The sequence below is a fragment of the Sphingobacterium sp. UBA865 genome, assembly GCF_002295765.1.
GTDB classification, from domain to species: domain Bacteria; phylum Bacteroidota; class Bacteroidia; order Sphingobacteriales; family Sphingobacteriaceae; genus Sphingobacterium; species Sphingobacterium multivorum.
On the sequence record NZ_DBGB01000010.1, the window covers coordinates 93,091 to 106,518 of the forward strand.

Genomic DNA, 13,428 nt, shown 5'->3' on the forward strand with positions numbered 1-13,428 from the left:
TGCGGATTTTATTTGTTACAATATCTTTTGAATTATTTGTTTGAAGGGCAATCTTTTTGCGATGATTATATTGTGCTTCACGATATAGCTAGCATTTCGATAAGCAATTTGAAGAAGGGTATAGTATTAAAATGAGGGTATCCAGTAGATCGGATACCCTCATGGCATTATTGGTCGATGTTGATTTTGTAAATTGCTTCTGCTTCTTTGTCATCAAATTGGCGCATTTGCGTGAGAAGTTTCTTTTTCATCCGTTTGACGACGCTTCGATAGGTAGGATCCTTGTAGATATTATGGAGTTCATTGGGATCCTTCTGAAGGTCAAAGAGTTCCCAATTTTCGATCCGTTTATAATAGCGGATCAATTTATACCGATCATCACGAACACCAAAGTGGGGGCTCACGGCATGTTCGCCATTTTCAAAATAATGATAGAACAGATCTTTCCGATGTTCCTCGCTGTTATTTTTCAGAACATGAACAAAAGATTCACCTTGCATGTCTTTCGGTTTTTGGATAGCAGCTAATTCCAATAGCGTGGGAGCGATATCAGCGTTGACAATTTTAGCATTTATAGTTGAGTTTGGGTGTAACAGGGCTGGGTACCGCATTACCATTGGTGTACGAAAAGACTCCTCATACATCCAACGTTTATCGAACCAGCCATGTTCACCCATATAAAAACCTTGGTCTGAAAGATAGATTACAATTGTATTTTCAGCGAGGGATTTTCGATCTAAATAATCCAATACTTTCCCGATGTTGCGGTCCATGGATTGGGCAGTATTGAGATAATCAATCATATATCGTCTAAATTTCCATTCAGCGAGCTGTTTTCCTGTCAAATTACCCTGTTTCAATTGTTCATAAATAGGACGGTAATAGGCGATATAGCTGTCCTTTTGAGTTTGGTTCATCCGCTTGAAGTTACCGTCGGCCATCATGTCTTCCAACGAATTGAACATTTTGAGATCGTAGCCCATTTTCATGTCCTTGTCAATGGACATTTCCTGCAATGCAGCTGCCGGCCTACTTTGGTAATTGTCGTAGAAAGTAGCGGGTAAGGTGAAATTTACAGCATCATAGCTCCCAAAGTCCTTTGGATCCGGCATCCAGGTACGGTGTGTAGCTTTGTGACCGATGACTAGACAAAAGGGCTTCTCAGCATCTACGGTATCTAACCAATCAATTGCTTTTTCGGTTACGATATCGGATACATACCCTTCAGTGCGTTTGCGGCCCTCTTTGCTGATAAAATCTGGATTAAAATAGGTTCCCTGCCCAACAAGAATGTCATAATAGTTGAAACCTTGCAGTTTGTCTCCTAAGTGAATTTTACCCACCCAAGCGGTATTGTAACCTACGTTTTGGAGCTGTTTCACAAAAAGATCTTGGCTAAAGTCGAATTCAGAAGTTTCATTGTCTTTGAATCCATTTTTATGGCTGTACTTGCCCGTCAATAATGTAGCCCGGGATGGTCCGCAGATGGAATTGTTTACAAACGCATTTTTAAATAGAGCACCCTGAGCAGCGATGCGATCTATCTGTGGTGTTTTTCCGTATTTCGAACCATAGGCGCCTATTGCCTGATAGGCATGATCATCGGAAATAATGATAATGATATTAGGCTTTTTTTGTGCAAATGTATTTTTATGCAGAAATGTTGCGAGTACAGCAAATAAAAAGATCCTGAGTTTCATTGTGTTTTCGGTTTAAATTGAATGAATCAAGCTTTTTTAAGCTATGCGATTTGAAATAGTATAGCGTTAGCGAAGCATTATCATGCTGACTAAGATAATGATTATTATGTATTACATAAAATAATTAAGTGAGTGAATTTACTTTTTCATATCATTGCCGCTGTATTTTTGATTCGAATTACAATGAGAATAAAGGATAGATCAGATCTTTTTTATAGGACAATTATGGGATTTAAGGCAATATTAAGTGTATACTCTTCGCTTTAGTAGATGCTTAAAGCCCAATCATATAATCGGGCCTTTCTATCGTAAAGTGAATCAATCCTGTTAAACAGATTATCCAATAGATTTCTTATATAAAAAGAGGCGCTGATAATGATTATCAAGATGCTTGCGCATGGCATTTCGAAACACCTCAGCATTGCCCACCTTCAATATATCTACTAGGCCTCGGTGTGAGATAAAGCTTTTCGATGAGCTGGGACTGGTCAGTAAGCCACTGCTGTGCACATACTGAAAAACAGGTAAAAGCATGTTCTGAAAGTCTTTGAGAATCGTATTTCCAGTTATTTCGTAAAGCTTACCATGGAAGGCAATTTCAGTTTCAATGTCGAAAATAGTATTATCTGCATCTATAGGTTCTTTTGCAACGATCGCTTCCAATTCCTCAATGTCCTTTTCTTGTATATGTTCAAAGAGAATATCCGCCATACCTATCTCCAGAACCATACGCATTTCAAAAAGATCCTGTAAGGTCTTGTTTTCCATAATGGTCGGATAAAGTGATTTGCGTAGGGGTTTTATAAGATCTGGACTCGTTAAAACAGCTCCGCGATGTTTTTTGGACTCGATCAATCCGACCATACGCAACCGCAACATGGCTTCGCGAACCACCGTACGACTTACGCCAAGGGTTTCTGCCAGCTCAATTTCCTTAGGTAAAGCATCTCCAACCTTTAAGCCTTGATTGACAAAAAGATTGATGATTTCTTTTTCGGCACGATCTACAAGAGAAGAAGTATCAATTGTATTCAGATGTTCTATGAACGAAGAATTCGGTTCCATATATATTACATAATAGCGCATTAGGCGCGTTAAGGCAAAGATAATTAATAAATGTGATTAATATGTTATACATAATTTAATTAAAATTTGTTTTTTACATTTTGTAATTTATATATTTGCATATATGTAATACTTAATACAAACCAATATGTATTCAAACCTAAAATTACGAACCCTCCTCAGCCTGTCTATTTTGATGGGCAACATGCTCTTAGCGCAAGCACAAGACCATGCCGTGCGGGGTAAAATTACCGATGCAAAGACAGGGGAATTGCTTGGCAATGTTACTGTAAAAGTCAAAGGGTCCAGCCAATCTTTGCAGACAAACGCTGATGGAACATTCTCGATCAGCACGAATCCCAATACCGTATTAATTATCACGTCTACGGGGTATAGACCATATGAAGTGAAAGTTGGGCAATTAAATCAATTGGATATCAAACTCGAGTCCAAGGTTGAGCAAATGGATGAAGTCGTGGTGGTCGGGTATGGAAAAATGAAGAAGTCGAATTTAACGGGGTCTGTAAGCAGCTTGGATAAAAAAGTGCTTGAAACTGGAGTTCGCTCGAACCCAGCTTCTGCTTTAGCGGGTACGATACCGGGTATTCGAGTGCAGCAAACTTCAGGAAGACCGGGAGCTGTACCCACGGTTGTGCTTCGAGGTGGGACTACGTATGGCGGCGGTGGCACGCCATTGGTTATTGTTGACGGCTTGATTAGAAATGGATTTAATGACATTAATCAAAATGACATTGAATCGATAGATGTCTTAAAAGATGCTTCTGCTACAGCAATTTATGGTGCTAGGGCTGCAAACGGTGTGATATTGATAACCACAAAAAGGGGAAAAGAAGGTGTTTCCAATATTACATTGTCGTCTAAAGTTGGTGTTAATAAATTGAACAACCCTTTTGATTTCCTAAGTGCCAAAGATTACTTAAACTGGAGTAGAAAAGGTGTTCAGGTATCTGGGCAATATCAACCGTCCCAATTGAATCAATTAACGAGTGTGGGCCCCTTTGGTACGGGGAATAAATATAAGGATGATAAAGGAAATATCCTAGATGGTAATCTTACCAGCAATGCCGTGTGGAGTACCATGTTGCTCGATGATACCAATCGTGAATTGTTGCAACAGGGATGGCAGACCATGATTGATCCTGTGACTGGAAAAGAACTAATTTTTAAAGATTTTGATTATGCTAAATATGCACTTCGTGATGCTAGTTTGACGCAAGATTATAATATCGCATTACAAGGTGGGAACGATAAAGGTAAATATTATGGAAGTGTGGGGAAGTATAACGAGAAAGGGATGCCAATCAATACTTTTTATGATCGTACAACTTTTGTGTTAAATGGCGAATATAAAGTTAAACCTTGGCTACATTCATTGTCAGGGGTGAATTTCGCGTATACGAAATGGCGTGACGCTATTAACGGAGAAGGAAACTATATGACGCGGGCACTGGGGGCCCCTCCAACAATGCGTGGTACAAATGCCAATGGAGATCTGCTCGTTGGTCGTGATTATCAAGATGGGAACCCTCTGGTAAATGATGATAAGTTCATTCGTAAAAATCTAAATCAGAAGCTTACGCTTACCCAAGCTTTTACAATTAATTTTTTGGAGAATCTTAGCTTACGCGTCAGTGGAAACTGGTTTTTTAACCAGTCTACTTCGGAGTCCTTTAATAAGGATTATATAGCCAGCCCAGGAAATTATGTTCGCACAAGAAATTCCTCGGCTTCCTATGATAAAATATATAATCAAACCTATAACGCAGTCTTAAATTACAGAACTGAAATCGCGAGTTCGCATCATATTGACGCGATGTTGGGGTCGGAATTTTTTGATACGTATAACAATGGATTTACAGCTGCGGGAAGTGGAGCTCCAACAGACGACTTTATGGATCTTGGATTAACGAGTCCAGAGGCCAATAAAAGAAGTATCGATTCATACCATGATCGACAACGTATCATGTCCTATTTTGGACGAGTAAACTATGACTATAAAGAAAAATACCTTTTGACATTGACTGCACGTAGAGATGGTTATTCGACATTACTAAATAATCGATGGGGAACCTTTCCTGGAGTTTCAGTCGGTTGGGCTCTACACCGTGAAGATTTCCTGAAGGATTATTTAGGCACTGATAAAGTCGTAAATACGTTAAAATTACGCGCTAGTTATGGAGGGAACGGTAATGTCAGTGGAATCGGATCTTATACACTTCAAGGTTCATATGGCACAAACAAGTATGATGGGCAAGTGGGGTACACCATGTCCACGCTTTCAATTCCAAACCTCAAATGGGAGAGTTTGATTACAAAAGAAGTCGGACTTGAATCCAGAATCTTAAATAAGATTGATTTGAGTCTTGCCTATTATCATCGGACGACTAAAGATAAGATTGCAAGTTTATCATTACCAGCTTCAGCCGGTTTTACTACAATTACGACCAACAATGGTGATATGCAGAATCAGGGAGTCGAAATTGGGGTGAATTATCAAATGCTGAGAAGGAAAGATTGGGATCTAAGCTTTAATTGGAATACGGCGTATAATAAGAACAAGATCTTAAAATTGCCTTTTAATGGCGTTGAAAATAACAGACAAGGCGGTTTACAGGTTTATGATCCAAAATCCAAAGAACTCATTTGGGTAGGAGGCAATCAGGAGGGGCAAGACCCGAATGTTGCTTATGCTTATGAAGCCATCGGGATCATTCGGACAAAAGAACAGTTGGATAGCTATGCCTTGCAATTGAAGGATCTGATCGGTGCACGTACATTGGTACATCCGGATGTCTATAATGCGTTGTCCAGTAGTGAGAAGAATTTATACTATCCATTAGCTTTAGGCGATGTTATGTGGAAGGATGTAAACGGAGATGGTATAATCAATTCTTATGATAGGGTGTATATGGGAAATACAGTGCCGAGATGGACGGGCGGATTTGGTGCAGCTTTGCGCTGGAAGAATATTAACTTGAGTACCCGTTTTGATTACGCATTGGGCTATGTTGCTTATGACGGACCGAGAGCCTGGTTTCTTGGAATGATGCAGGGAACATTCAATACGACAACAAGTGTATTTGATACATGGACACCTGAAAATCCAAATGCAAAATATCCGACTTATTATTGGGCAGATCAATTATTTAAAAATAATACGAGTCGGGAAAGTAGTATGTTTTATAATAAAGGAAATTATCTGGCATTTAGAGAGATTAATGTCTCTTATCGCTTGCCTAAATCCATTGCTAACCGATTAAAAATGGAAGATTTAAGCATCTCCGCCACAGGCCAAAATTTACACTATTGGTCAAAAAATACATTGTTCTCCCCTGAAAGTGGAAGTGTGGGACAAAATGGAGGCGGATACCCTCTTCCTAAAACATTTATACTTGGGCTTCAATTAACATTTTAATTCCAAATTATGAAAAAGATATTTATATATATAGGTCTTGCAGTTTTTCTGTTTTCTTCTTGCAAAGAAATTGACTTAGACCTTAGTCCCGAGGATTACTTTGCCAGCGGCAGTTTCTGGAAAAGCAACGAGCAGGTTGCTGGTGCTATGTTGGGACTCCACACCCAGTTACGTGGACAACAGCAAAACTTATGGAATTTGGGTGAACTGCGTGGGGGAACCTTAAGAGATGGTACCAGTTTTACAGGAACAGCATCATTGAACTCAGCAGGGATAATTACACAGGATATTCGTGAAAGTTCTCCTGGCATATCGGGCTGGGCTGGATTGTACGCGCCAATTTTTCAGGTAAACAATTTTATTTATCAGGTTGAGAAAGCCGATTATTTGACAGATCTGCAAAAGGGCTACTATTTGGGGCAAGCCTACGGACTGCGTGCTTTTTATTATTTCTATTTGTTTAGAACTTATGGCCGGGTGCCTTTGGTGACAGAACCACAAGCAGCAATTAATACCCCGACCTCGGCAGAAGAAGCATATAAGGCGCGAACAGAAACGGAAAAAGAAACCTTAGACTTTATCAAATCGGAAGTTGATAAATCGGAAAAATCGTTTTCAGGAAACTACGAGACTAAAAATCAAAAAGCACAATGGTCTTTGGCGGCAACAAAAATGTTAAAAACGGAGGTATATTTATGGTCGGCCAAAGTTGATGTGGATGGAAAGGCCCCAGAGAATAGTCTTGCGGAATTAAAACTTGCAAAAGCCGCTATAGAAGAAGTAATTCCTAAATATACGCTTGTCAGCAATTTTGCAGAGGCCTTTAAATCTGCCAGTGTACCAGCGATGAAAGGTAATGCTGAAATGATCTTTGTACTTCGTTACCTAAATGGAGAAGCGACTTCATTTTTCAGTAATTTCATTTATGCGGCAAGTGATGATATCACAGGCTATGTAGATGATAATGGGCAGGCAATTCCAAAAGATCCTCTTCAGGCTGGATCCACGGGTTTGATCCGTTACGAGTATAAAATGGACCTCTACAGATTATATGAAAAGGCTGATACGAGGGCAAATGCAACATTCCTTAATTTTAATAAAGGAAATACATCTGCTATAGTATTTAGAAAATTCTTGGGAACTTTGATAGACGGCGTTCGTAACTATTCTGATGATTATCCTGTTTATCGTCTATCGGAGGCCTATTTATTGTTGGCGGAAATTAAGAATAAATTGGGAGAGGATCCAACTGCTGAAATCATGGCTGTACGTAATCGGGCATACGCTGGAAAAGCACCTTTGTTTATAAATAGCAGTTTTGAGGCAAACGAATTAGCGATCTTCTATGAACGTACAAAGGAATTTGTGTCCGAGGGCAAGCGATGGTTCGATTTGCGACGCATGCAGGATTCTGCTGGAAAACCATTGGTGTTTCGTAAAGATTTGAACTTAGTCGGCGTATTGAACAATATTGATGGTCAGAAACATAAAATCTTATGGCCAATAGACTTGGGGACACTTACTGTAGATCCCAAATTAAATGATCAGCAAAATCCAGGTTATAAGGGAACCTAAAAACGAATATCCTGTCTCAGACCTTCGCGTGGGATTGAGACAGGATATTGTTAACTTTTTATATAAAATACCATATGCTAAATCAAAAAATCTCAGGATTAATTGCAGCGCCATTTACTCCTTTCGATGAAAACGGAGAATTGAATCTTGAGCTGATTCCGCAATACTATGCGATGTTAAAGCGCAACCGCGTCACGGGAGCCTTTATTTGTGGCTCTACCGGAGAAGGGGTGTCGTTGACTTTTGAGGAAAAAGTTGCAGTGATGACAGCTTGGGCCAGATTGACAAAAGAGGATGATGCATTTACACTCATGATGCTTCTGGGCGGAACAAATATCAAAGAATGCCAACAATTGGCTAGGCTGGCCGAACAAGCAGGGGTCGATGTCGTGTCATTTACTGCACCATCTTATTTCAAACCTGCTAATGTGGATCAATTGGCAAAATGTTGTGTGGAAATTGCACGTGCGGCACCGAATACGGCTTTCTATTATTATCATATTCCTGTATTGACCGGCGGAAATTTCCAGATGATCGACCTGTTGAAGCAGATTGATGGGGTGATACCCAATTTTAAGGGAATCAAATATACACACGAAGATTTTATGGATTTTCTAAGCTGTATGAATTATGCAGATCGCAAGTATGATATGTTATGGGGAAGAGATGAGAATATGCTGTCCGCTTTGGTATTAGGTAACAAAGGAGCGGTCGGAAGTACCTATAACTACGCAGCACCTTTATACCTTGCACTTATGGAGGCTTATGATAAGGGAGAGCTTGAAAAAGCTAATGCTTTGCAGCAGCAATCTATCGATATGATCACGTTGTTAGGGAAGTATGGTGGTATTTCAGTAGGGAAAGCGTATATGAAATTAATTGGGCTTGACTGCGGAGCATTTAGATTGCCCGTGAAAAATATGTCTGTTGAGCAGTTTGAACTGTTTACGGAAGATGCGGTGAAAGTTGGCTTTCAGGGTTTTTGCGCACATTAAGTTAGCTCACTTGTTCTTGTGGGCTAACGTGTTTCCCTCAGGAGATAACTAAGAATAGCTTGGCGAGTATGTTCAACAATAAATAGATATGACAAAACAACATTGGATGGGAGTTATCGTGGGAATACTGTTTACAGGAGCTGTTGATGCACAAGTCGGTCAATTGGAATGGCATAAAGGCATTACGTTGCCGGCTATGCAAGATGGAAAGGCGCATATTGGTTTGGCAGGACCAATAGCTGGTGTCACAGGCGATTGTCTTCTGATTGCCGGTGGAGCGAATTTTCCGCATTTACCACCCTGGGAAGGCGGTGCGAAAGAGATCCAAAAAGAAGTATTTATTTACAGAAAAGAAGGGGTAAGACTACGTTTAGCAGCGCAGGATAGTCTTTCTATGGCGGTTGCATACGCTGCCAGCCTGAGTCTACCCGATGGATTGCTGGTTATCGGTGGAGAGACTCTTGAAGGAAAAACAGCCGCTTGTCGACTAATTAAATACGATGGCTCTAACAAGAAAATTTCGGTGTCAGACTTTCCGGATCTCCCATTTCCGCTTGCCAATATGGGAGCGGTAGTTCATGGGAATAAACTCGTCATCGTCGGTGGTGAAAAGCAGGATACGGTATCGGACCAAGTTTTGCAATTGGATCTGGCGCATCTTGAAAAAGGATGGGGCTGTGTGGGAAAATTACCCTATGCCGTCTCCCATTTACAATTGTTGTCTGATAGCCAAAATAATCTTTATCTACTGGGTGGAAGAAAGGCTCATCCTGAGAGCCCTTCAACGTTATACCATGAACTATGGTGCTCTACCGATGATGGTCGTACCTGGTCTAAACAGGCAGACATTCCTTTTCCTGCTGCGGCAGGAACCGCATGTTTATTACCCGACCAAGGAATATGGTTGCTGAGCGCAGATCGGGGTGATACCTTCCATCGGGTGGAATCGTTGATCTTTGACGCTAAAAAGGAAGCGAATCCATCGAAGAGACAGCAACTTATTGATGCTAAAAACAAATTGCAAATCAATCATCCTGGTTTCGGTAGAGCAATATGGCGCTATGATTTGAATCTTAAAAAATGGAGCCGGATGGCGGATCTGCCATCGGATGGGCCGGTGACCACGACAGCGGTGGTCTGGGACGACATGATCATTTTGCCTAGCGGCGAAATTAAGGCAGGCGTTCGTACTCCTGAGATTTTAGTAGCAACATTTTCTAATAAATAGGATTGAAAAAATAAGATATAAAAAATTCATATAACCCTGATAAAGCTTAAGATGATCTCTTCTTTACGACATAAATCTTTTTACCCGTGGCTCGTTGTAGCACTCCTTTGGGGGGTAGCCCTGTTGAATTATATGGACCGGCAGATGCTATCAACTATGCGTGAAGCCATGCAGGTCGATATTCCACAGTTGCAGCGTGCTGAGACTTTTGGTGTATTGATGGCCGTATTTCTTTACATCTATGGTCTTATGAGTCCGATAGCGGGTATCGTTGCCGATCGTAGCAATAGAAAATGGCTGATCGTAGGTAGTCTTTTTGTTTGGTCAGCGGTAACTTATGGTATGGGGCTGGCGCACGATTACACAACACTATTGGTACTACGGGCTATTATGGGGTTTAGTGAAGCGCTGTATATCCCGACAGCCCTTTCCTTGATCGCCGATTACCATACTGGAAAAAATCGATCGCTGGCCATTGGGCTACATATGACAGGACTCTATACGGGGCAGGCTTTAGGCGGTTTTGGTGCAACATTAGCCGCTTCAAAAGGATGGCATACTGCTTTTCATTGGTTTGGAATTATCGGAATATGTTATGCCCTCCTACTTGCAGTCTTGCTCCTGGAGAAGAAGCACGAACCGTCAACTGATGAGCGTACTTCAGAAGATCAATTACCCCTCTTTAAAAGCTTACTGCTGCTATTTTCCAATGTAGCATTCTGGATTCTATTGTTTTATTTCGCCGCTCCAAGCTTACCGGGTTGGGCCATCAAAAATTGGCTGCCAACATTGTTTGCAGATAGCCTAAATATTCCAATGGCCAGCGCAGGTCCATTGTCGACAATCACAATTGCGATCTCATCCTTTATCGGGGTTATCGTCGGCGGAATACTCAGTGACAGATGGGTGCAAAAACATATCCGCGGTCGCATCTATACCAGTGCCATTGGCCTTGGACTGACTATACCGGCTTTATTGTTTTTAGGGTTAGGTCAGACTCTACCTGCAGTTGTGGGGGCGGCAGTCTGTTTTGGAATTGGTTTTGGTATTTTCGATGCCAACAATATGCCTATTCTTTGTCAGGTTGTTCCCAAAAATTTGCGGGCAACCGCTTATGGCTTTATGAATATGGTAGGTGTATTTGCTGGAGCTGTCATCACACAATGGCTGGGAAGATTTAAGGATGAAGGCCATTTTGGGTTAGGTTTTGCATTATTGGGGGCTGCGGTACTGTTAGCACTTCTCTTGCAAATCCTATTTCTTAAACCGAAAACACTGGAAAAGTAACCGCAGCTATATCCTGAATGAATAGATCATGAATATGAAACCCTTCATCCACATAATGCCTATCAGTATTTCAAAAAAAGGAGGCCTACTTTTTTGTTTGATCCTTTCCATCTTAATTTCCTTGGGACAGCCCCGGACAAAGGTAGCTTGTATTGGTAACTCCGTAACCTTTGGTTATGACCTCGGCAATCCTAGGCTGGATTCTTATCCAGGGCAGCTTCAGTCATTGTTGGGCCAGCGGTTTGAAGTACGGAATTTTGGCCATTCAGGAGCCACTCTTTTACGTAAGGGGCATAGACCTTATTTTAAAACAGAGGAATACAAGAAGGCCTTGGATTTTAAACCCGATGTTGCCATTATACATTTGGGAATCAATGATACCGATCCGAGAAACTGGCCAAATTATAAATACTCCTTTGCATCAGATTACGCGGATTTGATTGATTCCATACGATCCGTTAATCCCAAAATGCAAATTTACATCTGTCGATTGACGCCTATCTTTAGCGGTCATCCGCGTTTTCTCTCAGGAACCCGCGATTGGTACAACCAGATTCAGGAATTGATTCCTCAGATTGCTCAAAATAATCAAGTCGGACTGATTGATCTCAACACCCCGCTTCGGTATCGAATAGATCTTTTCGACGACTACTTGCATCCAAATAAGCAAGGAGCAACAATGATTGCGAGACAGGTGGCTAATGCACTGGTACCTCTTAGCCAAAAACTACAAGTGGCCGAAACCATCGGTTCGGATATGGTGCTCCAGCGTAATTGGGAGAATAGCATCTTTGGTAAGGGCACTGCTGCCGCTGAGATCAACATCGTTTTCAATAAGAAAAGCTATAAGACTAGGGGCAATCCTGATGGTTCCTGGGAAATCAAGTTGCCCAAAATGGAAGCTGGGGGACCTTATGAAATCGCAGTGAGTTCTGGCAGACAGAAAGTAGTGTTGAAAAATATTCTTTTTGGCGATGTATATCTCGCTTCGGGACAATCGAATATGGCTTTTCAACTTCGCCGTGCCACAAACAGTGATTCGTTGATCAGAAATGCCGGCAGAATACAGCATCTGCGGCTTTTTAAATGTCAAAATCTTGTGGAGACCAATGCCGTTGCATGGGATACCGCGAGCTTAAAAAAAGTAAACGATTTGGCCTATTTCAACGGCAGCTGGAGGCAAGCGAATGAAGATGAAGCAGCACAGTTCTCTGCAGTTGCTTATGCTTTTGCTGAACAAATAGCCAGAGAACAACATATTCCGATTGGCATTATTGATCTGTCTGTCGGTGGATCCAATACCGAATCGTGGATTGACCGTAAATCATTGGAAAACGATGATTTGCTGGCTTCTTATATTCATAACTGGCAAAAATCTGATTTTGTGCAGGAGTTCTGTCGGGAACGTGCGGGTCAGAATCTCGCTGGTTCGAACGTGAAAAATCAACGTCATCCGTATCAACCAGCTTACAATTTTGAAGCTGGCGTCAGCAAATGGTTAAACACCGGGTTGAAAGGAATACTGTGGTATCAAGGTGAAAGCAATGCGCATAATATAGAACTTTACGAACGTCTTTTTAAAACATTGGTTTCTTCCTGGCGGAAGAATTTTCACCAAGAACTGCCCTTTTTCTTCGCGCAGCTTTCCAGTATAGACAGGCCTTCATGGGGAGATTTTAGAAACGCACAACGCTTATTGGAGAAGGGCATTAAAGGTACATACATGGCCGTAACGCTCGATGTAGGAGATTCTTTGGATGTACATCCCCGTGAAAAGATTACAGTAGGCCAGCGCTTGGCAAATTTAGTGCAGGAACACTTGTATAACGTTGAACTGAATGCCGATCATCCTGATCCGGTCAGTTGTACACTTCATGAGGATAAGCTGGTATTGATATTTGATCATTGTAAAAAATTAAAAACTCAGGAAAATACAGCGGTAAGAGGATTTCAGCTGATGGACAATAAAGGAAGGATTTTCAATGTAAGCACAAATATCGTATCGGATAATACCATCGAGGTCGTTAAACCGAATTTCCAAATCACCAAAATCCTGTATGGATTCGAACCATTCAGTAGAGCAAATCTTCAAAATGAAATTGGAACACCGGTATCCACTTTCGCTTTGAAGATTCAATAAAT

At 41.2% G+C, this 13,428-nt stretch carries 8 protein-coding genes; 6 read left to right on the forward strand and 2 right to left on the reverse strand.

The window, feature by feature from the left end:
* Positions 1-167: 167 nt before the first annotated feature.
* Positions 168-1,700: a sulfatase family protein gene (locus tag B2O97_RS04360; RefSeq protein ID WP_115049660.1), complete on the reverse strand. Its 1,533-nt coding sequence runs from the start codon at positions 1,698-1,700 to the stop codon at positions 168-170.
* Positions 1,701-2,036: 336 nt separating this feature from the next.
* Positions 2,037-2,765: a FadR/GntR family transcriptional regulator gene (locus tag B2O97_RS04365; protein ID WP_286767019.1), complete on the reverse strand. Its 729-nt coding sequence runs from the start codon at positions 2,763-2,765 to the stop codon at positions 2,037-2,039.
* Positions 2,766-2,913: 148 nt separating this feature from the next.
* Between B2O97_RS04365 and B2O97_RS04370 the strand changes: the two genes are divergently transcribed.
* From B2O97_RS04370 to B2O97_RS04395, 6 genes are all read left to right on the forward strand, one after another.
* The gene (locus B2O97_RS04370; RefSeq protein ID WP_070564845.1) at positions 2,914-6,201 is read left to right on the forward strand and encodes a SusC/RagA family TonB-linked outer membrane protein; all 3,288 of its coding nucleotides are present in this window, start codon (positions 2,914-2,916) and stop codon (positions 6,199-6,201) included.
* A gap of 9 nt (positions 6,202-6,210) precedes the next feature.
* The gene (locus B2O97_RS04375) at positions 6,211-7,776 is read left to right on the forward strand and encodes a RagB/SusD family nutrient uptake outer membrane protein (protein WP_115049662.1); all 1,566 of its coding nucleotides are present in this window, start codon (positions 6,211-6,213) and stop codon (positions 7,774-7,776) included.
* Positions 7,777-7,850: 74 nt separating this feature from the next.
* The gene (locus tag B2O97_RS04380) at positions 7,851-8,771 is read left to right on the forward strand and encodes a dihydrodipicolinate synthase family protein (RefSeq protein ID WP_115049664.1); all 921 of its coding nucleotides are present in this window, start codon (positions 7,851-7,853) and stop codon (positions 8,769-8,771) included.
* A gap of 88 nt (positions 8,772-8,859) precedes the next feature.
* Complete coding sequence (locus B2O97_RS04385) at positions 8,860-9,999, forward strand: hypothetical protein (RefSeq protein WP_070564854.1); 1,140 nt, start codon at positions 8,860-8,862, stop codon at positions 9,997-9,999.
* Between the two features lie 51 nt (positions 10,000-10,050).
* On the forward strand, positions 10,051-11,286 hold the full coding sequence (locus B2O97_RS04390) for an MFS transporter (protein WP_070564857.1): 1,236 nt from the start codon (positions 10,051-10,053) through the stop codon (positions 11,284-11,286).
* Between the two features lie 28 nt (positions 11,287-11,314).
* Positions 11,315-13,426, forward strand: a complete 2,112-nt coding sequence (locus B2O97_RS04395) for a GDSL-type esterase/lipase family protein (RefSeq protein WP_286767020.1) — start codon at positions 11,315-11,317, stop codon at positions 13,424-13,426.
* Positions 13,427-13,428 lie beyond the last annotated feature (2 nt).

Coding starts and splice junctions, on each gene's coding strand:
- B2O97_RS04360 (WP_115049660.1), bottom strand. CDS start 1,700: ATGAAACTCAGGATCTTTTTATTTGCTGTACTCGCAACATTTCTGCAT.
- B2O97_RS04365 (WP_286767019.1), bottom strand. CDS start 2,765: ATGGAACCGAATTCTTCGTTCATAGAACATCTGAATACAATTGATACT.
- B2O97_RS04370 (WP_070564845.1), top strand. CDS start 2,914: ATGTATTCAAACCTAAAATTACGAACCCTCCTCAGCCTGTCTATTTTG.
- B2O97_RS04375 (WP_115049662.1), top strand. CDS start 6,211: ATGAAAAAGATATTTATATATATAGGTCTTGCAGTTTTTCTGTTTTCT.
- B2O97_RS04380 (WP_115049664.1), top strand. CDS start 7,851: ATGCTAAATCAAAAAATCTCAGGATTAATTGCAGCGCCATTTACTCCT.
- B2O97_RS04385 (WP_070564854.1), top strand. CDS start 8,860: ATGACAAAACAACATTGGATGGGAGTTATCGTGGGAATACTGTTTACA.
- B2O97_RS04390 (WP_070564857.1), top strand. CDS start 10,051: ATGATCTCTTCTTTACGACATAAATCTTTTTACCCGTGGCTCGTTGTA.
- B2O97_RS04395 (WP_286767020.1), top strand. CDS start 11,315: ATGAATATGAAACCCTTCATCCACATAATGCCTATCAGTATTTCAAAA.